This is a genomic window from Hymenobacter sp. 102 (genome assembly GCF_049949205.1).
Lineage (GTDB): Bacteria > Bacteroidota > Bacteroidia > Cytophagales > Hymenobacteraceae > Hymenobacter.
Genome location: NZ_CP188172.1, coordinates 3,134,957 through 3,160,376, shown reverse-complemented (window position 1 = coordinate 3,160,376; position 25,420 = coordinate 3,134,957). Strand labels below are relative to the sequence as shown.

Annotated in this window: 23 protein-coding genes; 16 read left to right on the top strand and 7 right to left on the bottom strand. The window is 60.5% G+C overall.

Annotated features, from left to right (window positions below):
• The first annotated feature begins 109 nt into the window (after positions 1-109).
• Complete coding sequence (locus ACN19L_RS13550; protein ID WP_426490032.1) at positions 110-1,111, top strand: hypothetical protein; 1,002 nt, start codon at positions 110-112, stop codon at positions 1,109-1,111.
• Positions 1,112-1,254: 143 nt separating this feature from the next.
• Positions 1,255-2,292 carry a hypothetical protein gene (locus ACN19L_RS13545; RefSeq protein WP_426490031.1) on the top strand — a complete coding sequence of 346 codons (1,038 nt, stop codon included), beginning with the start codon at positions 1,255-1,257 and terminating at the stop codon, positions 2,290-2,292.
• Positions 2,293-2,488: 196 nt separating this feature from the next.
• Here ACN19L_RS13545 and ACN19L_RS13540 read toward each other — a convergent pair whose 3' ends face one another.
• Entirely contained in the window at positions 2,489-4,060 is a 1,572-nt protein-coding gene (locus ACN19L_RS13540; protein WP_426490030.1) for a DHA2 family efflux MFS transporter permease subunit, read from the bottom strand.
• Between the two features lie 143 nt (positions 4,061-4,203).
• Here ACN19L_RS13540 and ACN19L_RS13535 point away from each other — a divergent pair, with 143 nt between their 5' ends.
• Positions 4,204-4,596 carry a four helix bundle protein gene (locus ACN19L_RS13535; RefSeq protein WP_426490029.1) on the top strand — a complete coding sequence of 131 codons (393 nt, stop codon included), beginning with the start codon at positions 4,204-4,206 and terminating at the stop codon, positions 4,594-4,596.
• A 76-nt stretch (positions 4,597-4,672) separates the two neighbouring features.
• Here the strand turns inward: ACN19L_RS13535 and ACN19L_RS13530 are convergent, their stop codons facing one another.
• From ACN19L_RS13530 to ACN19L_RS13520, 3 genes are all read right to left on the bottom strand, one after another.
• Positions 4,673-5,779 carry an HlyD family secretion protein gene (locus ACN19L_RS13530; RefSeq protein WP_426490028.1) on the bottom strand — a complete coding sequence of 369 codons (1,107 nt, stop codon included), beginning with the start codon at positions 5,777-5,779 and terminating at the stop codon, positions 4,673-4,675.
• A gap of 88 nt (positions 5,780-5,867) precedes the next feature.
• On the bottom strand, positions 5,868-6,284 hold the full coding sequence (locus ACN19L_RS13525; protein WP_426490027.1) for a universal stress protein: 417 nt from the start codon (positions 6,282-6,284) through the stop codon (positions 5,868-5,870).
• A 136-nt stretch (positions 6,285-6,420) separates the two neighbouring features.
• Positions 6,421-7,755, bottom strand: a complete 1,335-nt coding sequence (locus ACN19L_RS13520; RefSeq protein WP_426490026.1) for a TolC family protein — start codon at positions 7,753-7,755, stop codon at positions 6,421-6,423.
• A gap of 260 nt (positions 7,756-8,015) precedes the next feature.
• On the opposite strand from ACN19L_RS13520, the gene ACN19L_RS13515 reads away from it, so the two are divergent.
• The 10 genes from ACN19L_RS13515 to ACN19L_RS13470 all read left to right on the top strand — a co-directional run bounded on the left by ACN19L_RS13515 (position 8,016) and on the right by ACN19L_RS13470 (position 20,610).
• On the top strand, positions 8,016-10,112 hold the full coding sequence (locus ACN19L_RS13515; protein WP_426490025.1) for a sigma 54-interacting transcriptional regulator: 2,097 nt from the start codon (positions 8,016-8,018) through the stop codon (positions 10,110-10,112).
• Positions 10,113-10,205: 93 nt separating this feature from the next.
• Positions 10,206-10,331, top strand: coding sequence for a hypothetical protein (locus tag ACN19L_RS13510; protein ID WP_426490024.1), 126 nt, complete (start codon positions 10,206-10,208; stop codon positions 10,329-10,331).
• A 119-nt stretch (positions 10,332-10,450) separates the two neighbouring features.
• Positions 10,451-11,758 carry an AAA family ATPase gene (locus ACN19L_RS13505; RefSeq protein ID WP_426490023.1) on the top strand — a complete coding sequence of 436 codons (1,308 nt, stop codon included), beginning with the start codon at positions 10,451-10,453 and terminating at the stop codon, positions 11,756-11,758.
• Positions 11,759-11,771: 13 nt separating this feature from the next.
• A complete protein-coding gene (locus ACN19L_RS13500; RefSeq protein ID WP_426490022.1) occupies positions 11,772-12,803 on the top strand; it encodes a 5-methylcytosine restriction system specificity protein McrC in 1,032 nt (343 codons plus the stop codon).
• 257 nt (positions 12,804-13,060) lie between these two features.
• Positions 13,061-14,713: a TldD/PmbA family protein gene (locus tag ACN19L_RS13495; RefSeq protein ID WP_426490021.1), complete on the top strand. Its 1,653-nt coding sequence runs from the start codon at positions 13,061-13,063 to the stop codon at positions 14,711-14,713.
• A gap of 69 nt (positions 14,714-14,782) precedes the next feature.
• On the top strand, positions 14,783-15,154 hold the full coding sequence (locus tag ACN19L_RS13490) for a four helix bundle protein (RefSeq protein ID WP_426490020.1): 372 nt from the start codon (positions 14,783-14,785) through the stop codon (positions 15,152-15,154).
• Positions 15,155-15,204: 50 nt separating this feature from the next.
• A complete protein-coding gene (locus tag ACN19L_RS13485) occupies positions 15,205-16,539 on the top strand; it encodes a TldD/PmbA family protein (protein WP_426490019.1) in 1,335 nt (444 codons plus the stop codon).
• 83 nt (positions 16,540-16,622) lie between these two features.
• On the top strand, positions 16,623-18,275 hold the full coding sequence (locus ACN19L_RS13480; RefSeq protein ID WP_426490018.1) for a TldD/PmbA family protein: 1,653 nt from the start codon (positions 16,623-16,625) through the stop codon (positions 18,273-18,275).
• Between the two features lie 123 nt (positions 18,276-18,398).
• Complete coding sequence (locus tag ACN19L_RS13475; RefSeq protein WP_426490017.1) at positions 18,399-19,724, top strand: TldD/PmbA family protein; 1,326 nt, start codon at positions 18,399-18,401, stop codon at positions 19,722-19,724.
• Between the two features lie 184 nt (positions 19,725-19,908).
• Positions 19,909-20,610, top strand: a complete 702-nt coding sequence (locus ACN19L_RS13470) for a hypothetical protein (RefSeq protein ID WP_426490016.1) — start codon at positions 19,909-19,911, stop codon at positions 20,608-20,610.
• Between the two features lie 14 nt (positions 20,611-20,624).
• Here the strand turns inward: ACN19L_RS13470 and ACN19L_RS13465 are convergent, their stop codons facing one another.
• The gene (locus tag ACN19L_RS13465; RefSeq protein ID WP_426490015.1) at positions 20,625-21,206 is read right to left on the bottom strand and encodes a porin family protein; all 582 of its coding nucleotides are present in this window, start codon (positions 21,204-21,206) and stop codon (positions 20,625-20,627) included.
• Positions 21,207-21,411: 205 nt separating this feature from the next.
• On the opposite strand from ACN19L_RS13465, the gene ACN19L_RS13460 reads away from it, so the two are divergent.
• Both ACN19L_RS13460 and ACN19L_RS13455 read left to right on the top strand, forming a co-directional pair.
• Entirely contained in the window at positions 21,412-22,035 is a 624-nt protein-coding gene (locus ACN19L_RS13460; protein ID WP_426490014.1) for a DUF4159 domain-containing protein, read from the top strand.
• Between the two features lie 12 nt (positions 22,036-22,047).
• Positions 22,048-22,785: an outer membrane beta-barrel protein gene (locus ACN19L_RS13455; RefSeq protein ID WP_426490013.1), complete on the top strand. Its 738-nt coding sequence runs from the start codon at positions 22,048-22,050 to the stop codon at positions 22,783-22,785.
• A 5-nt stretch (positions 22,786-22,790) separates the two neighbouring features.
• Here the strand turns inward: ACN19L_RS13455 and ACN19L_RS13450 are convergent, their stop codons facing one another.
• Together ACN19L_RS13450 and ACN19L_RS13445 are read right to left on the bottom strand one after the other, a co-directional pair.
• Entirely contained in the window at positions 22,791-23,435 is a 645-nt protein-coding gene (locus ACN19L_RS13450) for a hypothetical protein (RefSeq protein ID WP_426490012.1), read from the bottom strand.
• Between the two features lie 175 nt (positions 23,436-23,610).
• Positions 23,611-24,264, bottom strand: coding sequence for a hypothetical protein (locus ACN19L_RS13445; RefSeq protein ID WP_426490011.1), 654 nt, complete (start codon positions 24,262-24,264; stop codon positions 23,611-23,613).
• 178 nt (positions 24,265-24,442) lie between these two features.
• Between ACN19L_RS13445 and ACN19L_RS13440 the strand changes: the two genes are divergently transcribed.
• On the top strand, positions 24,443-25,420 hold the full coding sequence (locus ACN19L_RS13440) for an AAA family ATPase (protein WP_426490010.1): 978 nt from the start codon (positions 24,443-24,445) through the stop codon (positions 25,418-25,420).

Here is a 25,420-nt window from a genome sequence, read left to right as displayed (position 1 = left end):
GTTTTGCGTTTCGGGCCGTATATTGTTCTCACTGTCCGGCTTACCTGCGGGCAGCCGAGGCAGTGGCAGGGGCGGATTTTCGGCCCGGTGGCGCAATGAGAGTGACGTAATGCAGCAGATAGTAGCAACACCTTTCGTGAAATGGCTGGGCCCGCTGATGGCTGGCCTGGGACTTTTACTCAGCGGCGCGCTGACCGGCTGTGACGCCACCTCGAACAAAGCCGCCGATAAACCCCTGACGGCCGCCGAACAGCTCCGGCGTAACCGCCTGCTGGTGCACCGCGACTCCCTCCGGGCCGACTCTGTGGCCCGGGCCGGCGGGCAGTTGCCGGGGGCCGTACTGCCCGACAACCGCATTGTGGCGTTCTACGGCAACCCGCTGCACAAAAGCATGGGCATTCTGGGCCAGTACCCTAAGGACGAGATGCTGCGCCGCCTGCGGGTACAAACCGCCCAGTGGCAGCAGGCCGACAGCCTTCCCGTACTACCGGCCCTGCACATGACGGCCGTTATTGCCCAGCGGGATTCCGGGGCCGATGGCAAGTACCGCCTCCCTCTGCCCGACAGCACCATCCGGCGGGTAATTCGCTGGGGACAGGAGCACAAGACGCTGGTTTTCCTGGATGTGCAGGTGGGCCTCTCCGACTTGGAGCACGAGTTGCCCCCGCTGGCCCGTTACCTGCGTCTGCCCTTCGTACACCTGGGCATCGACCCGGAGTTTTCCATGAAATCGGGCCGGCTGCCGGGTACGGAGGTGGGCGAGTTCGACGCGGCCGACATCAACTACGCCCGCCGCTTTCTGGCCCGGCTGGTGAGCGAAAACCAGCTCCCGCCCAAGGTGCTGGTGGTGCACCGCTTCCGCCAGGATATGGTCACCAACTACCAAAACATTGAGTTGGACCCCCGCGTGCAGATTGTGATGCACATGGACGGTTGGGGCACGCCCAGCATCAAGCGCAGCTCCTACCGCAAGTTTATCAAGAAGGAGCCCGTGGAGTACGCCGGCTTCAAACTGTTCTTCCGCCAGGACCAGCGCCCCGGCTCCCGGCTCATGACGCCCCGTGAGGTGGTCAGCCTTTCTCCCACGCCCCTGTACGTGCAGTACCAGTAAGGCCAGCAGATTACAGGTAGCAACAGGTGCTCTGCCTAGCCCGAAAGCTCGACTGTACCCTACAATTTCGCTACTTCACTATTTCACCTCTGGGAAACCCGTAACTTCGCTGCGTTTCCCCGACTTCAATTCATTTCCACTCAGTGTCTTATTTCCGGACCCTCACCCGCCTGACGGCCCCCGCGCTGGCCTCCCTGGGCCTTGCCTTTACCCTCACCACTTTGCCCGGCTGCGGCTCCCGCTCCGGCACCGATTCGGAGAATCCCACGGCCTTGGCCGATACCACCAAGCCCGCTGTGGTGGACACGGTGAAGCTGAAAATGGAGGCCATGCGCCGCGACTCGCTCAAGGCCGACTCCATTGCCCGCAAAAACGGGCAGCTGCCGGGCGCTATCCTGCCGGGCCACCGCATTGTGGCGTTTTACGGCAATATCCGCTCGAAGGGCATGGGTATTCTGGGCCGGGAGCCGAAGGAGCAGATGTTCCGCAAGTTTGAAGGCGTACTGAAAGAGTGGCAGGCCGCCGACCCCAGCATTCCGGTGCAGGCTGCGCTGCACAACGTAACCATTACAGCCCAGGGCACCCCCGGCAAGGATGGCAAGTGGCGTCTGATGAACTCCAAAGCCACTATTGAGGAGGTTATTTCGTGGGCCCGGGAGCACAAGTGCATCCTGTTTCTGGATGTGCAGCCCGGCCACAGCACCCTGCAGGTGGAAGTGCCTAAACTGGAGCAGTACCTGAAGCAGCCCGACATACACCTGGGCATCGACCCCGAATTCTCGCTGGCCACCATGCCCGGTGTTCGGCCCAACCAGCGCATCGGCACCCTCGATGCCAAAGACGTGAACTGGACCATCAACTACCTGTCGAAGCTGGTGAGCGAAAACAAGCTCCCGCCCAAAGTGCTGACGGTGCACCGCTTCACCCGGAAGATGATTACCAACTACAAAAACATCAAGCTCGACCCCCGCGTGCAGGTGGTTATGCACATGGACGGTCACGGCAACCCCGTCCTGAAAAAGGACTCGTACCGCGACTATATCCAGGCGGAGCCGGTGCAGTACACGGGCTTCAAGCTGTTCTATGAGTACGACGGCCGCCCCGCCCCGCACCACATCATGACGGCCAAGGAGGTTCTGACCGAACTAACGCCCAAGCCGCTGTACATTCAGTATCAATAGTAGGGTAAGAAGGTAGGCGGGTTTGAGGGTAGGAGGTATTGCTCCTAAGCTCTGAAACGTGGCACTATGCCATCAGCCTGACTGACAAAAGCGCAACGTCCCAATCGAAATTCGATTGGGACGTTGCGCTTTTATACAAACTCTTACCTAAAATAGACTCCTACCCTCAAACCCGCCTACCCCCACACCCTACCACCTAGTGCGCGGCGTTCAGGTCCACCTTCTCGCCGGGTTTGGGGCGCTGCACCAGCAGAATCAGCGGCAAGCAGAGAAGGAAGAAGGTACCAATCATCAGGAACGTTTGAGCGTAGGTGACAATGGAAGTCTGCTTCATGATCATGCCGCTGAGGGCGGCGAAAGCCTGTTGTTGAGCATCCAGGAAGCTGGCGCCTTTGCTCATGAAGCTGGCCGTGAGGCCCTGCAGGCGCTGTTGGGTTTCAGGGTCGTAGAGCGACACGTTGGAGGCAATACCCACCCGGTTCTGGGCAATGGAGCGCTCCAGGTAGGTACCCACCAAAGCCACCCCGAACGAGCCGCCCAGCTGACGAATCATGCCCGTGAGGCCGGCGGCCTGGCCCGCATCCTTCCCGCTGATACCGCTCAAGGACATGGTGGTGATGGGCAGGAACAGCAGCGCCAGCCCGAAACCGCGCAGAATCAGGGGCCAGAAGAAGTCACTCTCGCCGGCCGTGGGCGAAATCTGGGTGCTCATCCAGTAAGAGAAGACGAAAAAGATGGTAAAGCCTACCGGCAGAATATACTTCTGCGAGATGCCCCCCTGAATCATCTTACCTACCACTGGCATCATAAAGCCTGAAAGCAGCGCCCCCGGCAGTAGCAGGTAGCCGGTTTGCTCAGCCGTGAAGCCCAGAATCCGCTGGCAGAAGATGGGGAACACAAACACCGAAGCAAATAACCCGAAGCCCAGGATAAACGACAGGAAAGCCCCAATGGCCAGATTGCGGCTGCGCGTGAGCACCCGCAAGTCCACAATGGGTTGCTTGGCCGTGAGCTCACGCCAGATGAAGCCTACCATGCCCACCACAGCCATCAGGGTGAAGAAGTTGATGTACAGGCTCTCAAACCAGTCTTCGGTTTCGCCCTGCTCCAGCACCAGCTGCAACGAGCCTACGCCCAGAATCAGCAGGAAAATACCGGCCCAGTCGATTTCGCGCAACGGACGCGGAATGGCATTTTTGATGCGCTCTGGGTCCCGAATGAACAGGATGGTGAAGATAGAGGCGAGGATACCCACTGGCACGTTCACGTAGAAAATCCAGGGCCAGTCGTAGTTATCCACAATGAAGCCACCCAGCGTAGGGCCAATGGTAGGACCGATAATTACGCCCATCCCGAATAAGGCCTGCCCCAGGGGCAGCTGCTTAGGCGGGAAGGTATCGATGAGGATAGCCTGGGAGGTAGCCATCAGGGCGCCGCCCCCAATGCCTTGCACAAAACGAAACGCCACCAGCTCCCAGATATTGGTACTCTGCCCGCAGAGCATGGAAGCAATGGTGAACAGAATTACCGAGAACAGGTAATAGTTTTTGCGGCCGAACTGCTCGGCCAGGAAGCCCGTCATCGGAATGACGATTACGTTGGCAATGCCATAAGAGGCCACCACCCAGCTTACTTCCTGCTGCGTGGCCGAAAGGTTACCCATCATCTGGGTAAGGGCCACGTTTACAATGCTGGTATCAATGAGTTCCAGCAAGCAGCACATCACCACCGTAATGACGATGATCCACTTGGTAAATCCGGTTTCCACGCTGGTATAGGGTATGAGGGTGTGAGGGTAAGCGGGTAGGAGTTATTTTAATTTCTTCCGTAGCAAATCCAGGTACTCGTGCCGCGTGTGCAGGTAAGTGGGCCGGAGGTGTTTTATTTAGGAGAAATCAATTCTTATCCGCTATGCCGAACAGTGTGTCAAATTTTGATTTTGCCGAGGAGTTCCGGCAGCGCACCAAGGCGTTTGCGTTGCGCATTATGAAGCTGGCAGACCGATTGCCGACGGAACCATCTTGTCGGGTTGCAGGCCTGCAACTGTTGCGGGCGGGCACTTCCATAGCCGCCAACTACCGGGCCGCTTGCCGGGCGCGCTCCGAACGGGAGTTTAACGCCAAGCTCCACATTGCGCTGGAGGAAGCCGACGAAGCGGTGTTGTGGCTGGAGCTTTTGAGTGAAGGGAGTTCATTGCCTACCGGCAAACTGGACGATCTGCTGTCAGAGGCCCGCGCAATCATGTCCATCCTCGGAAAAGCCGAAAAGACGGCCCGGGATAAACTGAAGAAAAACAGTCAGTAAGCTGGGTGAAAGCGCACGCGCAGAAAAACTCCTACCCTCATACCCCCTCACCCTCATACCCCCTCACCCTCCTACCTTATTTCACCTTCACCGTGGCCGTCACGCTCATACCGGCGCGCAGCGGATGCTCGGGGTCCACTTTATCCAGCACGATTTTCACGGGTACGCGCTGGGTTACTTTCACGAAGTTGCCCGAGGCGTTATCGGGGGGCAGCAGGGCAAAACGGGCGCCGGTTGCGGCCGACAGCGACTCGATGTGCCCCTGAAACTCCTCGTTCGGGTAGGCATCCACTTCCACTTGTACCGGCTGGCCCACTTTCATGTTTTCCAGCTGGGTTTCCTTGAAGTTGGCAATAATCCAGGTGTCGCCGCTGGCTACTAAGCCCATCAGCTGCTGGTTGGGGCTTACCAGTTGGCCGGGCTGCACGCTTTTCTTGCTGACCACCCCGTTGGCGGGCGCCGTAATGGTGGTGTAGCTTAGTTGCAGCTTGGCGTTGTCGAGGTCAGCCTGGCGCTGTTTCACCACGGCTTCCGCTACGGCTACCTGCTGCTGGGCGGCGGCCACCTGCTGCTGGGCCACGCGCACCTGCTGCTGGGCCGTAGCCCGCTGGGCCGTAGTCGATTTCAGGTTGGCCTGCACGGCATCGTACTCGCTTTGCGGGATGATGTCCTCCTTGCGCAGAAACTGGCTACGCTTCAGGTCTTTTTCGAGGCGGGCGCGGGTAGCGTCGCTGACGCCGATGGCCGTTTGGGCCGAGCTGACGTTGGCCGAAGCCGTACCCACGGCGGCGCGGGCGGCTACCACGTTGGCCTGGGCGGCGGCCAAGGCGGCTTCAGCGGCATTCACGCGCTGCTGGTAGTCGGCGGGGTCCACGGTCAGGAGCACGTCGCCCTTCTTCACGGGCTGGTTGTCCTGCACCTTCACCTCCATCACCGGACCCGAAACCCGGGGCAGGATGGGGTATACGTCGCCTTCTACCTGGGCGTCGTCGGTTTCTTCGTGGGTCTGGCCGAACTGGTAACGCTGCCAGCCGAAGTAGCCGCCTACCAGCAGTACCAGCGCCAGAATGATAAAGATAATTGGGCGCTTCGAGCGGCCCTCGGGCTGCTCGTCCACTACCGGCTCGTAAGCCGCAGATTGCGTGGGAGCCACAGCCGGATCATGTTGAACGGGAGTTGCCATAAGGAGTACTTGGTTGTTCGTTGCTTGAGAGTTGAAGAAGTTGGCGGCCGTGTCAGGGACCCAGCCACCAGACTTGGGGAATTGCAGTTTATGCCGACTGGCGGTACGCCTGCTGGCAGCCGGGCTTTACCAGCAGCGTCACGCAGGGTGCGGTGCGCACTACGGTTTCGGCGGTGCTACCCATCAGGAACCGCGTGAGACCCGTTTGGCCGTGCGCGCCAATAACAATGATATCGGCCGGATGACGGCGGGCTTCCGCTACGATTTCGCGGGCGGCGTCGCCGGGAATCAGGGCGGTGGTTACCTGCGCCCCGGTCGCCAGAGCCGCCTCGCGGTGCCGGGCCATGTGCCGGGCCAGCGCCACATCATCAACCGGGGTGCCCGGCTCCGCTGCCAGCACGTGCAACAGCCGCAGTTTGGCTCCCGTGCCCGCCGCCAGCGCCGCCGAGTACATCACCACCGCCTCGGTAGCCGCCGAAAAGTCAATCGGACACAGGATGGTCATTGAGTTAGGGTATGAGGGTGGGCGGGTGCGAGGGCAGGAAGTAGAAGGGTGGTCGGAATGAAGTTGCAAGAGGCGCCAAAACTGACGGGAGAAACAACTCCTACCCTCTTACCCACCAACCCTCACACCCTACCACCTACCAAATCTGCTCGCCGGTGGCGCGGCGGAGCTGGTACTGGCCCAGCGTGTAGCTGTAGATGGCCTGCAGGCGCGACAGGCGCGACTGAGCCAGCTGGGTTTCGGCGTCCAGCACATCCAGGTTGGAGCCGACGCCGTAGCGGTAGCGGGCCTTGGCCCGGGTGAGGGCGTCGGTGGCCTGCGTAATCTGCACCTGCGAGTTGTCGTAGCGGGCCGTGCTGGTTTGCATGTTGTTCACCGCCTGCAGCACATCAGCCTTGATTTGCTCCTGCACATCCTGGGTACGGGCCTGAGCCCCCTTGATGGCCGATTGGGCCGTGGCGCGCTGGTACTTGTTCCGGTCCCCGTCGTAGATGGGGATGCTGAGCTGGGCCCCCGCTACCGTATTGAAGCGAAACCGCTCCAGGTTCGGCACGATGTAGCCGTTTTTGCCGCCAGCCTGGGCTACCAGGTTCAGGGTGGGTTTGTTACCGACTTCGGCTACCCGCAGTTGGGCCGTGGCAGTTTCTTCGGCGTCTTTCGCCAGCTTCACCTCGGGCCGGTTGGTGGCGGCGCGGGCCAGGGCGTCCTGCACATCCACGCTCTGCAGGCTGTACTCGAAGCGGCCCCGCACGGGTGTCATCTCCCCCTCGGGCCGGTGCAGCAGCCGGGCCAGCTGAATTTCCTGGTTCCGCAGCTGGTTCTGCAGGTCGATGCGGCGGTCCTGAGCCTGGGCAATGCGCACCTGCGTAGTCGTCACATCGAAGTTGGTGCTCACTCCTCCTTCTACCCGCTTCTCCATCTCGCGCTGGTGCTGCTTGAGCGAAGTAATCTGGGCGTCCTGCACCCGGATGGCTTCCCGGGCAAACAGGATGCTGTAGTAACTCTGGGCCGCGGCGTACGCCAAGTCCCGACGGGTTACGTTAATCTGGTCGGCCGCGGTAAGCGCGCGGGTTTTGGCCGCGTTGATGGCCGCGTTGGCCCGGCCGAAGTCCAGCACCGTGTAGCGGGCCGTTACGTGCGTATCGTAGTTGTTGGCCGGAGCCAGCTGGAAGGTAGCGTCGCCCAGCGGAATTTTCACCACCGGGTCGATGCGCGTGTAGCTGGCCGTACCATCTACCACCGGCTTCAGGTAGGTGCGGGTTTCATCGAGGCGGCTCTGGGCCTGGTTTACTTCTTCCTGTAGGGCATTGATGGCCGGGTTGGCATCCAGCACCGAGCGCACAGTTGTTTCCAGCGACAGGGAGTCGCCGGCGGTAGCAGTGGCAATGGGCACCTGCGCGTAGGCCGCGCTACTCACCAGCAACCCAAGGGTAGCCAGCAGCGGTGCGGTATGTTGAGGTCGGAAAAGCATATCTAAAACAACGTATGGATGTCCGCCTTTTACCTAACTACGTGCCAGCCCGTTAAAATTCTTTTAATCCGATGTAAAAACCCGCTTTACAGGCCGTAAAAGCAGATAATATTTTTCAAAGGGCAATTATTTACCTTTTACTATATGTATCATTCTTCCTGTTATTTGAGAAAAATCTATTTTTTATTCCTGTTATTTAAGCAAAATACCCTGTGCATGGTTGTGTTGATTTTATAGCTGCACTCCACCAGTTTTGCCGTATGCCAGATCAAGATGACTCCCTGCTGCTGTACCTGAACGACGCCATTGCAACTACCCGCAACAAGGAAGACCTGTTCCGGAGCGTGACCAGCAAGCTGCGGCTCATTTTTCCGTTTGATGCCATTACCATTTTGACCCTTGATGCCGAGCACCAGTACCGCCGGGTATTTCTGCGCGACTACCTGGGCGAGTTGCTGCTGCCCGATCAGCCCGGCGGCAAGCCCTTGGGCCGCATGCCCATTGAGGGTACCCCCATTGAGCTGTTTGTCCGGCAGTCTCACCTGCAGCAGTACGATTTAGAAGAACTGCTGCGCACGTATCCGGAGTACCAGCCGTTTTGCGCCCTGCTGGAGCGGGGGATGCGCTACTTTGTAGTGGTGCCGCTGCGCTCCGGCGGCCACCTCATTGGGTTGATGTCGTTGGTGGCCCGGCGGCAGCCGGATTTTGCAGCCAACGACGAAGATTTGCTGGAGAAGATTGGCTCGCTGGTAGCCGTGGCTGTTACCAATACGCTGGCCTTCGAGGAGGTGGCCCGGCGGGAGCAGGAAAAATCCATGCAGCTGGCCCTCAACAACGCCCTGCTCAGCATCAAGGAGCGGGGAGAATTATTCCGGACCATTGCCACCGAAATCAGCCGGGTGGTGCCCTGCGACTACTTTGGGGTGCGGGTGCGCAAGCCCAATTCGCCGGTGCGGGCGCTGGCTGAGTTCAACCGCCAGCCCGACGGCAGCTTCGCTCCCCTGGACGAGCACCGCCACGACGCGCTGCCTGAATGGGCGGCCACTCAGAAAGCGGCCGTAGAATTGTTTGCGGCCCCGGGCGTGTACGTGGGTGAAGACTTTCGGGAACTGGCCCGGCGCTACGAGCTGCTACGCTTTATTCAGGAAGAACGAGGTACCCAGTCGTTGCTGTGCGCCCCGCTGAAAACCGGCGACGAGCCCACGGCGGCTCTGGTGTTGGCCAGCCGGCAGCCGTTTGCCTTCACTGAGGAAAACCTGGAGCTGATTCAGACCCTGGTGCCACAAATCCGGCTGGCTATTCAGAACGTGCTGGCCTTCGAGCAGATTGACGCCCTGCGTACTCAGCTGGAACAGGAGCGCACCTACCTCATCGACGAAATCAACACCACCGCCGCCGCCCGCCTCGACGACTTTGTGGGGGGCAGCGCCGTAATGCAGCAGGTGTATACCCGCCTGGCCCAGGTGGCCCCCACCGATACCACCGTGCTGATAACCGGCGAAACCGGCACCGGCAAGGAGCTGGTGGCCCGGGCCCTGCACAACCTGTCGCCCCGTAAGGAGCGGGCCCTGATCAAAATCAACTGCGCCGCCCTGCCCGCCCAGCTGATTGAGAGCGAACTGTTCGGCCACGAGAAGGGCGCTTTCACTGGGGCCCACGACCGACGCATTGGCAAGTTTGAGCTGGCCGACGGCGGCACGATTTTTCTGGATGAGGTGGGCGAGTTGCCGCTGGATTTGCAGGCCAAGCTGCTGCGGGTGCTGCAGGAAAAGGAGTTTGAGCGCATTGGGGGCCGCCGCGTCATCAGCACCGATGTGCGGGTAATTACGGCTACCAACCGCGTGCTGGAAGAAGAAGTAGCCGCCGGCCGCTTCCGAGCCGATTTATACTACCGCCTCAACGTGTTTCCCATCCGACTGCCAGCTCTGCGCGAGCGGCCCGAGGATGTGGAGCCGCTGATGCGCTACTTCCTGGAGCGCTTCACCAAGCAGATGGGCAAGCCCGTGCGCGGCCTGCGCGAACGGGATTTGCGGGCCCTGCAGCAGTACGGCTGGCCCGGCAACGTGCGCGAGCTGGAGCACGTGGTGGAGCAGGCCGTTATTGTGAGCCAGGGGCCGTTTCTGGAGTTTCAGGGGTTTGCCGCCGCGGCTCAGGCAGCCCCCGCGCCTACGGAGGCGGGCGGCCCCGTGAAAACGCTGCGTGAGCAGGAGCGGGACCATATTCTGCTGGCTCTGCGGCGCACCGGTGGCCGCGTGAGCGGCCCCAACGGCGCCGCCCTGCTACTCGATATCAACCCCAAAACGCTGGAAGCCCGCATGAAAAAGCTGGGTATTCAGCGCACCATTACGGCGGGGTAGCGGCGGACATTTCTATTGAATGCTCCGTTGCTTGTTACCCGTTGTGCTTTAGGGCTCGTATACCAAGGCTGTTCACTTTTATCCCAAACACCCATGGCCCAAACGACCAGCACCCCCAAGCATACTGACCCCGCCACCAAGCGCGACGAGAAAAAGAACGAGGAAACCAAAACGGATAAGCCCGACGGCAAGCAGAAAACCACGCAGAAAGGCTCCTGATCAGCCTTCCGCCAACTCACAGCAGCCGGGCCGACGCACTGTCGGCCCGGCTTTTTTGGGCCAATGCCGCGGGACCTTTTTGGCAGGATTCGGCTGTTTTGCCCGTACTTTAGAACTGCATGCTCACTCCTCCGCCCGCGCCGCCCCACCTCACCCGCGAACAAGTACTGCAAGCCCTGCGTCAGCTTGACCGGGAAGGGCCGCGCATGCCCCTGAGCACCGTATATGATTTGGTGTACCGGGGCAAGCGGTACGCGCCCCGGGCGGTGGCCCAGCTGGCGTACCGCCTGGCGTTGGGGCAGCCAGAGGCGGCCTGGCCCCTGCCGGCCGGGGCCCCCACCAACCGCGTGCTGGAGCAGCTCAGCTTCACTATTGCCACCAAGCGTCCTACCCTGGAAAACTCGGCGGTGCTGGATGGTGACGTAGCGGCCCAGGAGCAGATGCAGGAACTTTACACCGGCCCGGCCCGGGAGCCGGTAGTAGTAAAAAGCCGTAAACCCTCAGCCGCGCAGGTGCAGGAGCCTATTCCGGCTTATGAGCCGACTGCTCCGGCCATGCCTTACACCCAGGCCGATGCGCTGCGGGAGCTGTTCATGAGTGAGGCGGAGCTAACGGCGGCGCAGGCGGCCCTACACCGCCGCCGCAACGTGCTGTTGCAGGGCCCGCCCGGCACCGGCAAAACGTTTCTGGCCCGGCGGCTGGCCTGGCTGGAGCTGGGGGCCACGGATGCGAGCCGGGTGGAGTTGGTGCAGTTTCACCCCAGCTACAGCTACGAGGATTTTGTGCAAGGCTTCCGGCCTGATGGAGCCGGGGCGTTTCAGCTGCAGGATGGCATTATGGTCTCGTTCTGCCAGCGCGCCGCCCAGGACCCCAGTCGGCCGTATTTTCTGCTGATTGACGAGCTGAACCGGGGCCACGTAGCCCGTATTTTCGGGGAGTTGCTGCTGCTGCTGGAAGCCGACAAGCGCGGGCCGGCCCACGCCGTGCGCCTACCCTACGCCCCGGCTGGCAGCCCGCCGTTCTTCGTGCCCGACAACGTGTACGTCATCGGCACCATGAACCTAGCCGACCGGAGCCTGACTCCCCTTGATTATGCCCTGCGCCGGCGCTTTGCTTTTGTATCCCTGCATCCGGAATTCGGTCCGCCGCTGAAGCAGTTTCTAACCAGCCTAGAGGTTCCGGCCGAGGTGGTCCAGCGCCTCACCACCAACCTCTCGGAGCTTAACCACAGCATTGCCGAAGACCCTGATTTGGGCCCCGATTTCTGCATCGGGCACAGCTACTTTTGCCAGCCGCCGGCTAATCCGGCGGAAGCCGCCAACTGGTTGCAGCTGATTCTGGAACAGGAAATTGCGCCCTTGCTGGATGAGTATTGGCTGGACCAGCCTGCCAAAGCCGCCCAGCAGAGAAAACGGCTGCTGGCCTGAACCAGGCACCCGTATGATTCCCGTTCAAAACCTCTACTACCTGCTCTGTTACGCCTGGAACCGACTGCCGGAGCCAAGCGAACTGCAGAGTGTGAGCGAGCAGGAGTTCCACCGCCCCCTGGAGCTGCTCACCTACGTGCTGCTGCGAGCCACCCTCCGTCAGTTACGCCGGGGCCTGCCGGCAGCGTACTCCGAGCACACCGCCGAGCTGGCGGAGTTGCGGGGCCGGGTATTGCTCACCGCTACGCTGCGTCAGGATTTGCTGCGGCGGGGCCGGGCCGTGTGCACGTTTGATGAGCTGGATACCAACACCCTGCTGGCCAGCCTGCTGCTGGGCACCCTGCAACGCCTGGGCCGCACTGTCAGTCTGCCCACTGTGCTCCGCCAGGAGGTGCGGGCTTTGGTGCGCCAGTTTCCGGCGGCCGTGGTACCGCAGCTGCCCACGCGCGCCGGGCTGCTGGCTGCCCGGCGGCAGCGCCCAACCGGGGCCTGGGCTTTTTTGCTGAACGTGTGTGAACTGGTGCAGGCCAGTGCCCTACCCGAGCCGGACGCCGCCGGCCCCACCCGGTTCCGTGATTTCCGCCGCGACGAAGTACTGATGGCCCGCTTGTTTGAGCAGTTCGTGCGCAACTTCTACCGGCTGGAGCAGCGCCACTACCGGGTGCTCAGCGAAACCATTCAATGGCAGGCCCACGCGGAAGACGAGGCCGGCTTAGCGCTGTTGCCCGCCATGATTACGGATACCACGCTGGAAAGCCCGGAGCGGAAAATCATTCTGGATACCAAGTACTACGCCTCGGCGCTGCGCCAGCGCTACAATCAGCAAAAGCTGATTGCGCCACACTTGTACCAGCTGTACGCCTACCTGCAAAACCAAACTGCACCTCCGGGGCAGCAGCTAGAGGGCATTTTGCTCTACCCTGCCGCCACGCAGGCTGTGAATATGCGCTACACACTCGGCGGCCACCCCGTGCGCATCGTCACCATCGACCTGGCTCAACCCTGGCCCCAGATTGCTGCTGATTTGCTGACGCTGGTTCAGTAGCGCGCAGCTCCGCTTCGCGCACGAACGGAGCGAGTACCGGACATGTAGTGCTTACGCTCCGGGAACTCGCCTGCAACTCGTGCGCGAGGCGGAGCTGGGCACTGCTCACAGTCATTACAAAATTTGTAATAATTACCGGGCTGAGAGCGGAGAGATGCAGCCCCGATACGGCTTTTTTGTCCGTAGGTTGCAATTGCAGCGGCTTCTGGCTAACATTCCTGCAAATTCCTCCTCCACTCACCAAAATCCTCACTTCCTTGAACAGACGCGACTTTGTGGGCCTGACGGGCCTGGCGGCTGGCGCCCTGTGGCTACCAACGGTGCCCGCCCTCGGCGGCTCCCTGGTTGACCCCGCCCGCCTGCTGGAACCCGGCCTCGACCCCGCCGTGAAAAAACGCCTGGCCGACGCGGCCCTGAACGCCGCCAAGTCGGCGGGGGCCACTTACGCCGACGTACGCATTGGCCGCTACCTCAACCAAAGCGTGTTTACCCGCGAAAAGCAGGTGCAGAACATTGCCAGCGGGGAGAGTTTCGGGGCGGGTATCCGGGTAATTGCCAACGGCACCTGGGGCTTTGCCTCTACCAACCAGGTAACGGAGGCCGGCATGGCGAAAGCCGCCCAGCTGGCCGTGCAGATTGCCAAGGCCAACGCCAAAGTGCAGAAAGAGCCCGTGAAGCTGGCTCCCCAGCAGGGCTACGGCGAGGTTTCCTGGAAGACACCCATTCAGGTAAACGCCTTCGAAGTACCGGTGAAGGACAAAGTGGACCTGCTACTGGCGGCCAATGCCAAGGCCCTGGAAAACGGCGCTTCGTTCGTGAATTCGGCCCTGTTCCAGATCAACGAGCAGAAGTATTTCGCCAGCACCGATGGCTCCTATATCGACCAGGACATTCACCGCATCTGGCCCAACTTCTCGGTAACGGCCATTGACCGGGCATCGGGCAAATTCCGCACCCGGGAGGCCCTCAGCTCGCCTATGGGCATGGGCTACGAGTACCTGCAACCCAAAGCCCAGGACAAAATTGCCGGTCCGGCCGGCACTGGCTTGGTTGGCTACAAGTACAGCTACGATATCCTGGAAGACGCTGCCCTGGCCGCCAAACAAGCCAAGGAAAAACTCACGGCCAAGAGCGTAGTACCCGGCAAATACGACCTGGTACTGGACCCCAACCACCTGGGCCTGACCATCCACGAAAGTATCGGCCACGCCACCGAGCTGGACCGCGTGCTGGGCTACGAGGCCAACTACGCCGGCACCAGCTTCGCTACGCTGGAGTGGAAAGCGAAGAATCAGCCCTATGGCTCCAAGCTGGTGAACATTGTGGCCGATAAAACCCAGCCCGGTTCTCTGGGTGCGGTGGGCTTCGATGATGAAGGCGTAAAAACCGGCCAGTGGGACATCATCAAGGATGGCAAGCTGGTGGACTACCAGAAAATCCGCGACCAGGCGCACATCGTGGGCCAGAATAAGTCGGATGGGTGCTGCTACTCGCAGTCGTGGCAGGATGTGCAGTTTCAGCGCATGGCCAACATCAGCCTGCAGCCCGGCAAGGAAAAGCTGAGCGTGGACCAGATGATTTCGGGCGTGGACAAGGGCATCTACATTGCCGGACGCGGCTCGTTTAGCATCGACCAGCAGCGATACAACTCCCAGTTTGGCGGCACGGTGTTCTACGCCATTGAGAAAGGTAAAATTGCCGGTATCCTCGAAGACGTAGCCTACCAGACCAACACGGTAGAGTTCTGGAATTCGTGCGCGGCCATCTGCGACCAATCGGATTACCGCTTGTTCGGCTCCTTCTTCGATGGTAAAGGCCAGCCCAGCCAGGTGTCGGCCGTGAGTCACGGCTCGGCGCACACCCGCTTCAACTCGGTGAACGTCATCAACACGGCCCGCAAAATCGGCTAGTTTTTAATGCGGTGAGAATGTGAAAAATGTGGCAAATATGCTTCGTTCTGACTTCTGAACCGGCTGCTCATGCTTGCTCCCGCTGACAACCCCATATTGCGGCTCACTTTCGAGTTGTCGTTGCAAGTGATGGAGTTTGTAGAGGAAATGGAAAAGACACGACGGTTCGTGCTGGCGCAACAAGTGCTTCGCAGTGCTACCTCCATCGGGGCCAGTATGCGTGAAGCGCAGCACGCCAAAAGCCGCGCCGACTTTATCCATAAATGCAAGATAGCTGCTAAGGAGGCCGAGGAAACGGAATACTGGCTGCTGCTCTGCCAGCACGCTTCTACCTATCCTACACCTGCTACGGCAGTGTTTGATACGCTGCAACAGGCGCGTCGGCTACTGGCCCGCATCATTATCAGCAGTAAGCAAAACGGAGCACAGAATACCACTTGATTTTCACATCCCCACTCATTCCACCCACATTCTGCACATTCACAAAAGATATGGCCATTCTTTCCCAATCCGAAGCTCAGGGCATCCTGCAAAAGGTGATGAGCTTCAGCAAAGCCGACGAGTGCGAAGCCACGCTCAGCGGCCAGACGGGCGGCAACGTGCGCTCAGCCCGCAATGCCATCAGCACCAGCGGCGCAGTAGATAACGTGAACCTGACGGTGGAAGCCCGCTTCGGCAAACGCTCGGGCGTGGCCACCTGCAACCAGTTCGACGACGCGACGCTGCGGAGCTGCGTGCAGCGGGCCGAGGAAATTGCCCGCCTCGCCCCGGAAAGCCCCGAGTACATGCCCCTGCTGGGCCCCCAGAAGTACCTGCCCAGCACCAATAGCTTCGCCAAAGCCACTGCCGACATCACGCCCGACTACCGGGCCACGCAGGTGGGGGCCAGCATGAAGCTCTGCGACGAGAAAAAGCTGACCTCGGCGGCCTTCCTCAACGACGGGGCCGGTTTCGTAGCCAAGCGCAACAACAAAGGCCTGGAAGCCTACCAGCAAACCTCCGGGCTGGATTTCAGTATCACGGTGCGCACGCCTGACGGTACCGGCTCGGGGTACGCCACGGCCGACTACACCGACGCCGGCAAGTTTGACGCCCGCCGCCTCACTCAGATTGCCGCCGACAAAGCCACCGGCTCGCGCAACGCCCAAGCCCTGGAACCCGGCAAGTACACCGTTATTCTGGAGCCCGCCGCCCTGGTAGCCAACTCCGACGCCTCCTTGATGGCCGCGCTGATGGGCGCCCTCGATGCCCGCTCGGCCGATGAAGGCCGCTCGTTCCTGAGCAAGAAGGGTGGTGGCAACCGCAAGGGAGAGAAGATGTTCGATGAGCGGGTAACCATCTACTCCGACCCAACCCACCCCGAACTGGGCGACCTGACCTTCTCCGGTGACGGCCGCCCCCAGCAGAAAATCACCTGGATTGAGAAGGGCGTGGTGAAAAACCTGTACACCTCGCGCTACTGGGCTCAGAAGGCCGGCATTCCGGACATTCCGCGCCCCGGCGGCTGGATTATGGAAGGCGGTACCCAAAGCACCGCCGACCTCATCAAAGGTACTCAGCGCGGCATTCTGGTTACGCGCCTGTGGTACATCCGCCCCGTCGACCCGCAGACGCTGCTCTACACGGGCCTCACCCGGGACGGAACGTTCTACATAGAGAATGGCAAAATCAAGCACCCGGTGAAGAACTTCCGCTTCAACGAGTCGCCGATTATCATGCTCAACAACCTGGAAGCCATTGGCAAACCGGTGCGCGTGAACGGCAACCTGGTGCCCCCACTCAAAATTCGGGACTTCACCTTCACCTCCCTTTCCGACGCGGTGTAAGCTGGTAGCGCGGGGCCGCAGGGCTCTGCGCTACACTTTTTTTACTTCTGGTTTTTCTCTCCTGAATTTCAACTTCTACCCTTGTGAATAGACGTGATTTTGTGGGCGTAACCGGCCTGGCTGCCGGTGCCCTGTGGCTACCCTCCCTGCCCAGCTTTGGTGGTGATATTGTGGACCCGATGCGTTTGCTGGAGCCCGGCCTGGACGTAGCCCAGAAAAAACGCTTATCTGACGTGGCCCTGAACGCCGCCAAGTCGGCGGGGGCCACCTACGCCGATGTGCGCATTGGCCGCTACCTCAATCAGGGGGTGTTCACGCGCGAGAAGCAGGTGCAGAACATCGTTAGCTCCGAGAGCTTCGGGGCCGGTATTCGGGTAATTGCCAACGGCACCTGGGGCTTCGCCTCTACCAACCAGGTAACGGAAGCTGGTCTGGCCAAAGCCGCCCAGCTGGCCGTGCAGATTGCCAAGGCCAACTCCAAGGTGCAGAAGGAGCAAGTAAAACTGGCCCCGCAGAAAGGCTACGGTGAGGTTTCCTGGAAAGCCCCTATCAAGCAGAACGCCTTCGAGGTACCCATCAAGGACAAGGTCGACCTGCTGTTGGCCACGAATGCCAAGGCGCTGGAAAATGGTGCCTCGTTTGTGAATTCGGTGCTGTTCCAGGTGAATGAGCAGAAGTACTTTGCCAGCACCGACGGCTCTTACATTGACCAGGACATCCACCGCATCTTCCCCACGTTCGGGGTCACGGTGGTGGACCGAGCCTCGGGCAAGTTCCGCAGCCGGCAGGCGCTCAGCTCACCCATGGGCATGGGCTACGAGTACCTCACGCCTAAGGCCGAGGATAAAGTGGCCGGCCCCCAGGGCTCGGGCGTTATCGGCTATAAGTACAGCTACGATATGCTGGAAGACGCCGCCCTGGCCGCCCGCCAGGCCAAAGAAAAGCTCACCTGCAAAAGCGTAGTGCCCGGCAAATACGACCTGGTGCTGGACCCCCACCACCTGGGCCTGACCATCCACGAATCGGTGGGTCACCCGCTGGAGCTGGACCGCGTGCTGGGCTACGAGGCCAACTACGCCGGTACCTCGTTCGCCACGCTGGAGTGGAAAGCCAAGGGCCAGCCCTACGGCTCCAAGCAGGTAAATATCGTGGCCGATAAGCTGCAGCCCGGCTCCCTGGGCGCGGTGGGCTACGACGACGAGGGCGTGAAAACCAAGGAGTGGAACCTCATCAAGGACGGCATTCTGGTGGACTACGAGAAGATTCGGGACCAGGCGCACATTGTGGGTCAGCAGGAATCGGACGGGTGCTGCTATTCCCAGTCGTGGCAGGATGTGCAGTTCCAGCGCATGCCCAACGTAAGCCTGAAGCCCGGCGCGGCCAAGCTCAGCGTGGACGATATGGTGAAGAACGTGGAGAAAGGCATCTACATTGCCGGCAACGGCTCCTTCTCCATCGACCAGCAGCGCTACAACTCCCAGTTTGGCGGCCAGGTGTTCTACGCCATCGAAAAAGGCAAAATCACGGGCATGCTCGAGGACGTGGCCTACCAGACCAATACCCTGGAGTTCTGGAACTCCTGCGCGGCCGTGTGCGACCAGTCGGACTACCGGTTTGCGGGCTTCTTCAACGACGGCAAAGGCCAGCCCAGCCAGTCGTCGGCCGTGAGCCACGGCTCCAGCACCACCCGTTTCAACTCGGTAAACGTCATCAACACGGCCCGCAAAATCGGCTAGTGCTAATGTGAGAAATGTGCAGAATGTGGCTCCTGTGGGAAAACCCTTCACCTGCGCGGTAACCTCCCCCTACCCATTCTGCACATTCTCCACATTCCCTCCACATTCTGCACATTCAACTACATGGCTATTCTCTCCAAAGATGAGTCCCAGGCTATCCTGAAGAAGGTTATCGGGTTCAGCACCGCCGACGAGTGCCAGGCCAGCCTGGATGGGCGCACCACCGGCAACGTGCGCTACGCCCGCAACTCGGTGAGTACCGCCGGCGCCTCCGACAACGTGCGCCTGATCGTGGAGTCGCGCTTCGGCAAACGCTCGGGCGTGGCCACCTGCAATGAGTTCGACGACGCGACGCTGCGCCGCTGCGTGCAGCGGGCCGAGGAAATTGCCCGCCTCGCCCCCGAAGACCCCGAGTACATGCCCCTGCTGGGCCCGCAGCAGTACCTCACGCCCGTGAGCTACGCTGCCAGCACCGCCGCCATTACCCCCGACTACCGGGCCCAGGCCGCTGGTGACAGTATTGCGCTGTGCTCGGCCAAGGGCCTCACAGCGGCCGGCTACCTCGAAGACGGGGCCTACTTCCAGGCCCTGCGCAACAACAAAGGGCTGGAGGCTTACCAGCAAAGCACCAGCATCGACTTCTCGGTGACGGTGCGCACGCCCGACGGCACCGGCTCGGGCTACGCCGTGGCCGATTACACCGATGTGAGCAAGTTCAACGCCAAGGCCCTTACGCAAACCGCCGCCGACAAGGCCGCCGGCTCGCGCAACGCCAAGGCACTGGAACCCGGCAAGTACACCGTTATTCTGGAACCGGCCGCCCTGGTATCCGACGAGGGGTTGCTCAACAACCTGATGTACAGCCTCGGGGCCCGGGAGGCCGACGAGGGCCGCTCCTTCCTGAGCAAAAAAGGCGGCGGCAACCGCATGGGCGAAAAGCTGTTCGACCCGCGCATTACCATCTACTCCGACCCGCTGAATGCACAAGCACCCAGCGGCGTGTTTGACGGGGAAGGTATGCCCGTGAAGCGCATGAACTGGGTAGAGAAAGGCGTGGTCAAAAACATGTATTACTCCCGCTATTGGGCCCAGAAAACCGGTAAGCAGGCCACCCCTTTCCCCGGCAACTTTATTATGGAGGGAGGTACCCAGAGCGTGCAGGACCTGATCAAGAGCACTGAGAAGGGTATTCTGGTCACGCGCCTGTGGTACATCCGCGACGTGGACCCACAGACGCTGCTGTTCACGGGCCTCACCCGGGATGGAACGTTCTACATCGAGAACGGCAAAATCAAGTTCCCTATCAAGAACTTCCGCTTCAACGAGTCACCCGTTATTATGCTCAACAACGTGGAGGCCATTGGCAAGCCCGTGCGCCTGGGCGGCAACCTGGTACCCCCGCTGAAGATTCGGGACTTCACCTTCACCTCCCTTTCCGACGCGGTGTAATGCTGAAAAAACAGGAGCGCCCCGGTTTTGAGCAAACCGGGGCGTTTCTGTTATAGCTAAGTCAGATTATCGCCCCCACAGCAGGCACCCAACATAACGTGTTGGGCAAAAATTGATATTTATCAAGTAGTTGCGGAGCCCGACTCGCCACCTTTGCCTGATTCTTACCAAATTCATTACCGATATGCATTTACTTGTACGATATGGGCTTTCCATCGGCTGCGCGAGTTTAGCGCTGCTAATAACCAGTCCAACCATCATTGCCCAGTCCCTGCCCGACTCGGTGGCTTGGCGGGATACGGGCCCCAAAACTCCACACGGGCTGGCCGTGGTGAAAACTACTGATGGCAAAACCGTCCGCTCCTATTTTCCGGTTGACTGCATCGGATTTGAGGAGAAAATCAGCTACTTCAGCCGCAACCCCGAGGTACGCCCTTTCCCCCGGATACAGTACGTGGACGTGTATAAGATAGCCTCGGCCACAATCCGGGGACATCAACTGGAAAACATGGGCCCCGCTGGCTGCCCCGATGTGCTGGCCATGCGCGTGGTAGAAGGCCCCGTGGAGCTGTTTGCCATGAGTGGCTCGGTGGGCGACAAAGTGCCCTTGATTTTCTCGGTAGTCAACCCCGCCTTGGCCACGGCTACGCTGCTCGCGCAGCTGGGTGGCAGCGCCATGGAGCGCAACCGGTGGTTTGTGCGGCGCAACGGTCAGCTGCTGGCCCTCACTCACGGTAACTTTCGCAAGCTCATGACCGATTACACCGCCGACTACCTGGCCATCAGCACCCAAATCCGGCAAGGAGCCACCGGCTTTCATTACAAAGACACGCCCCAGATTATCAATCTGTACAATCAATTTCTGCAGGATACGGCCGCTAAGTAGGACAACAGCGCGCCTCAGTCGTCGCCGAACTGATAGGCCACATAGCCCTGAATCACGCGGTTTTTGAAGCGCGGGTCGTTGAGGCCGCTGATGTCGCGGGGGTTGTTGATATCGTTGAGGCCGGCGTTGAAGCGGCCCCCCAGCAGCAGGTTGCCGAGCTTGAGCCCGCCGCCAGCGGCCAGGGTGAAATCGGTGCGTTTGAAGTTGTAGCTGCTGGTTCCGCCCGCCACGTTATCCTCCTGCTTCGAGACCATAAAGCCCAGTTGCGGGCCGGCCTCTACAAACACCGGCCCCACCGTTACTTTGGCCAGCACCGGCAGGTTGAGGTAGTGCAGCTTGGCGTGGTAATTACCGATGGCCGTGCGGATGGAGCTACCCTGCAAGGAGTACAGCAGCTCCGGCTGGATAGAAACCGGACCCAGCACCTTCATTTCGTACAGCAGCCCGCCGTGGTAGTACGTTTTGTACCGGGTGGAGGTAGAGCCCAGATTCTCACCATCGAGCACGGCGGCGTTGAGGCCGGCCTTGATTCCGAATTGCGCGTGGGCGGCAGCGGCCAGCAGCAGCGCCGGCAGTAGAAGCAACAGACGTTTCATAGCACAGGTAGTGAGGCAGTTGCCAGAACATTTCCGGTTTCTATAACGCCTGACCAGGCTGCCGGGGTATGCGGCGTGCGCACAAACTTTGCCGATTTCACGCATAAGGGCAAAATTCCTGTTTCTTCGTAGCTGCCGGGCAAGCCACCTTTCGCGCGTTGTCGGTGTCTTTGGCCTGTCTTCTCCCGCTTACCTGCTGCTGCCTATGCCCGCTCCCTTCACCTTCGTGCGCCTGCAATACCATTCCGGCGACTGGGATGCGGTGGACGAGCGGATGCCGGCCAACCTGCTGCACTCCCTGGTGCAGTACACCAAAGTACCCGTGAACCCCAAGGAAAAGGTAGTGGCCCTGGATTCGCCGGAACTGTTCCGGTACCCGTTCTGCTACCTCTCGGGGCATCGGCTGGTGCAGTTTTCGGCCCCGGAGCGCAAGAATTTTGAGCAGTACGTGCGCGGCGGCGGCTTTGTGTTCGTGGACGACTGCAACCACGACATCGACGGGCTGTTTGCCCGCTCCTTTGAAGAGCAGATGCGCGTGTGCTTCGGGGCCGGGGCCCTGAAGAAGCTGCCCAAAACGCACCCCATCTACTCGCAGTTTTTCAGGTTTCCGGATGGCCCGCCCAACACCGGCTTTGAGCTGAACGGCTGGGGCGACGACTTGGTGCACGATTACCTGAAAGGCATCGAAATCAACGGCCGTTTGGCGGTGCTGTACTCCAACAAAGACTACGGCTGCGAGTGGGATTACGACTTCCGCAACAAGCGTTTTTTAGCCGAAGACAACACTAAATTTGGGGTCAATATTATTCTGTACGCTCTTACTGCCTGATCCCCTCCTTACATGTTGAAGGTATTACTATCCGCTGGCCTGCTCCTCACGGGTTTAGCGTATTCTGCCCGGGCCCAAGTGCAGGTTAAATTCGAGTCTCTGCAACCGGCCAGGTTCAGCTACGGGCTGCGCGCAGGTGGGCACGTGATGGGACTGCACCCGCTTGCGTATGACCGCCTGCACGAAGCTCCTCAAACCGGCTTGTGGGGCGGCAATGCCGGCTTGGCGGCGGAAGTATCGTGGGGGTGGCTGGCAGTGCAGCCCTCAATGGTATTCACGCAAAAAGGCTTCCGCACTCAGGATTCCTGGACGGAAACGCACAACGGCAAAACCCTGTCGCTGAACAGCCTTACCCGTCTGCGCCTGAACTACCTGGAGGTACCTATAAACCTAGTGGCCACGGTACACGGATTTCAGCTGCTGGCCGGCCCGTACGTGAGCGTGGGCCTCAACGGCCGCTTCCACGACGAAGCCACGCTACCAATGGGCTCAGAGTATGGCCGCGACTATACCACGTACCAGACTTTCCGGGATGAGAAAGTTTACTTCTCAGAAAAAGGCCGGAACTACGATGATATTGTGGTTAGGCGTGTGGATGCGGGGTTCAACCTAGGGCTGGGCTACCGCTACAAAGGCTGGCAACTGCAGCCCACGTACAGCCGGGGCATCCGTTACACCGGTTTCGGTTACCAGACCAAGAACTGGAACGCTCAACTGAACCTGACCCGCTTCTTCGGCGCAGGAGCATAAAAACTTTAGAAGCGGTAGCCCAGCCCCACCCGGGCCGTCAACTGCCAGCCGGGCTGCATGAAGGGCTCATCATAGGGTGAGGCGGCCGGAAAGTCGGGCCGAAGACGAAACCAATAGCCCACGCCTATGCCTGCTTCGGCTACTAGACCGGTCAGGAAGAACACAGAGCCAGGCCGTTGTTGCCCCAGCAAAAGCTCAGTGCCGCCCCAGTCTCCGCGAATGACACCGGGCTGGGGCAGGTACGCATCGTAGCGCGTGGTCAGGTAGCGCAGGCGCGGGGCGGCGTACAGTCCGCCCAGCCAGTGCAGGCCATCGGGCAGCGTTACGTAATAACGTCCTTCCAGCGCAGCACCGTACCGGCGGGTTGAGGGAGCAATGCCCCCCATCTGTGCCTCCAGTCCCACGGCTATGCGCGGGCGCAGGCTTCGCTCATAGGAAACAATGAGCGGAAAGTACCGAGCCCGGTCGTTCAGCATGCTCACGAAGACCCAGGGAATGGGCGCAAACACATCTGCTTTCAGCACGTTACGCGCTTTCACCTGAGTGTGGGAGGTTGTGGGCTGGTCGGCAGGCAACCCCGGGAAATCCGACTGGGCATGCCCTGTTCCGGGGCTCAGCCCACACCCAACGGCCACTAGCAGGACCATCAAACAGCGCAACTGCTGCATCCTGAAAGTATTCTTATCCACTTTAGTTATTCTACTCATTTCCGTTGATAATCAACTGTCAGCATAATTTTCAACTTGTCCTTGTCTATATATTCTTATTTGACGCGTACTTGCCACCATACCTGATCCGCCTCTTTGACCCGACGGCGCAACACGGCTAGAACCGGTAGCCTAGGCTGAGACGGCCGTCAACAATAGCGCCGCCCTCGTCGTAGTAGGTCTTGTTATCGTAATACCCCAACGTGTTGGCATACGGACTTTTATCCAGCCGCTTCCAGGCCATTATACCGCCCGATACATCCAGCAGCAAGCGGCTTTGCCGTCCCAGTGGCATCTGCGCCCCCAGCAGTAGGCCCGCCCCGCCCAGCTTGCGGTTTTCGTTGTAGAAGCTGTAATACGAGTGTTGTTTTACATTCCGGTACCCCAACGTGGGGGCTACATACATACCGGCCAGGCCTGACTGCCGCCCTTGGTACACGTAGTACCGGCCTTGCAGAGCCGCCCCGGAAATTCGCTCGGTGGGCTGACCGCCATTGAGTAGCACCTCCACGCTCCCGCTGGTGCGGCGGCCCAGCTGGTGCTCGTAGCCGACCAGCACCGGCAGCAGCAGCCGGGTATCGGAGTTGAGGGCATTATAGGCAAAGTTGCGGAGCAGCACCCCGCCCACGTCCAGTCGCAGAGCATGGCGGAAGCCTGTGCGGGAGGCGGCCAGCGTATCAGGAGTAGGCTGGGCGTGCGTGGCCCGGGAGCCGGCCAGCAGCAGAGTGGCCGCGGCCAGGGAGTGAAGAATGCGGGAGGAGTTGCGTATCATGGCCGGAAATAGCAGCTTGCCCGGGCCCGCCGCAAACCATTCGACTATCAAATCAGACTTTACTATTGCGGGAAAATTTAGCAAAAGCAGCCCGCTATAAGCAGCCTTAGCCCGCTTCAGCTGACTTTGTTGCAAGATTATTCCTCCCCGAACTTCCTGACTTTTCAACGCCGTTTCCGTGACCGAACAAGACGTAACTCGCCTGCTGCAGAAAATACCCCAGCTTAAACAGGAAATCGGGAAGGTGATAGTGGGCCAGCAGGAGGTGCTGGAAGAGGTGTTGGTGGCGTTGCTGGCTGGCGGCCACGCGTTGCTGGAGGGTGTACCCGGCCTGGCTAAAACCCTGCTGGTACGTACCCTGGCGCAGGCTACCGACCTGCCCTTCCGCCGCATTCAGTTCACCCCCGACCTGATGCCCACCGATATTTTGGGCACCGAAATTCTTGAGGAGGACCACGGCACCGGCCACCGCTCGTTCAAGTTCAACCCCGGCCCCATCTTCGCCAGCCTGGTACTGGCCGACGAAATCAACCGTACGCCTCCCAAAACCCAGGCGGCGCTGCTGGAAGCCATGCAGGAAGGCCACGTAACCTACGCCGGCCAGGAGCATGCGCTGCCCAAGCCGTTCTTCCTACTGGCCACTCAGAACCCCATTGAGCAGAGCGGCACCTACCCCCTGCCCGAGGCTCAGCTCGACCGGTTTCTGCTGTACGTGCGTATCGGCTACCCCACTGAGCAGGAGGAGCTGGCCGTATTGAGCGGCACCACTGGCACCGGCCGCCAGCAGGTGCAGCCGGTATTAGGCGGCGAGGAAGTACGGCAGCTGCAACTGCTCACCCGGCAGGTCAGCATCAGCGACGAACTGCTGAGCATGGTAAACCGGCTGGTGCGGGCTACGCGGCCGGCTACCTCAGAGGTGAAGTTTATTCGGGATTATGGCCGCTGGGGTGCGGGCCCCCGGGCCGGGCAGGCCCTGATTTTATGCGCTAAGGCCCGGGCGCTGCTGCACGGCCGCTTTGCCGCTACCCTGGAGGATGTGCAGGCCCTGGCCCCCGCCGTACTGCGCCACCGCGTGCTGCTGAACTTCAACGCCGAAGCCGAAAACCTCACCCCCGACGATGCCGTGCGCGAGCTGCTGAAGGTGGTGAAAATCTAA

Coding starts and splice junctions, on each gene's coding strand:
- ACN19L_RS13550 (WP_426490032.1), top strand. CDS start 110: ATGCAGCAGATAGTAGCAACACCTTTCGTGAAATGGCTGGGCCCGCTG.
- ACN19L_RS13535 (WP_426490029.1), top strand. CDS start 4,204: ATGCCGAACAGTGTGTCAAATTTTGATTTTGCCGAGGAGTTCCGGCAG.
- ACN19L_RS13530 (WP_426490028.1), bottom strand. CDS start 5,779: ATGGCAACTCCCGTTCAACATGATCCGGCTGTGGCTCCCACGCAATCT.
- ACN19L_RS13525 (WP_426490027.1), bottom strand. CDS start 6,284: ATGACCATCCTGTGTCCGATTGACTTTTCGGCGGCTACCGAGGCGGTG.
- ACN19L_RS13520 (WP_426490026.1), bottom strand. CDS start 7,755: ATGCTTTTCCGACCTCAACATACCGCACCGCTGCTGGCTACCCTTGGG.
- ACN19L_RS13515 (WP_426490025.1), top strand. CDS start 8,016: ATGCCAGATCAAGATGACTCCCTGCTGCTGTACCTGAACGACGCCATT.
- ACN19L_RS13510 (WP_426490024.1), top strand. CDS start 10,206: ATGGCCCAAACGACCAGCACCCCCAAGCATACTGACCCCGCCACCAAG.
- ACN19L_RS13505 (WP_426490023.1), top strand. CDS start 10,451: ATGCTCACTCCTCCGCCCGCGCCGCCCCACCTCACCCGCGAACAAGTA.
- ACN19L_RS13500 (WP_426490022.1), top strand. CDS start 11,772: ATGATTCCCGTTCAAAACCTCTACTACCTGCTCTGTTACGCCTGGAAC.
- ACN19L_RS13490 (WP_426490020.1), top strand. CDS start 14,783: ATGCTTGCTCCCGCTGACAACCCCATATTGCGGCTCACTTTCGAGTTG.
- ACN19L_RS13485 (WP_426490019.1), top strand. CDS start 15,205: ATGGCCATTCTTTCCCAATCCGAAGCTCAGGGCATCCTGCAAAAGGTG.
- ACN19L_RS13475 (WP_426490017.1), top strand. CDS start 18,399: ATGGCTATTCTCTCCAAAGATGAGTCCCAGGCTATCCTGAAGAAGGTT.
- ACN19L_RS13470 (WP_426490016.1), top strand. CDS start 19,909: ATGCATTTACTTGTACGATATGGGCTTTCCATCGGCTGCGCGAGTTTA.
- ACN19L_RS13465 (WP_426490015.1), bottom strand. CDS start 21,206: ATGAAACGTCTGTTGCTTCTACTGCCGGCGCTGCTGCTGGCCGCTGCC.
- ACN19L_RS13460 (WP_426490014.1), top strand. CDS start 21,412: ATGCCCGCTCCCTTCACCTTCGTGCGCCTGCAATACCATTCCGGCGAC.
- ACN19L_RS13455 (WP_426490013.1), top strand. CDS start 22,048: ATGTTGAAGGTATTACTATCCGCTGGCCTGCTCCTCACGGGTTTAGCG.
- ACN19L_RS13445 (WP_426490011.1), bottom strand. CDS start 24,264: ATGATACGCAACTCCTCCCGCATTCTTCACTCCCTGGCCGCGGCCACT.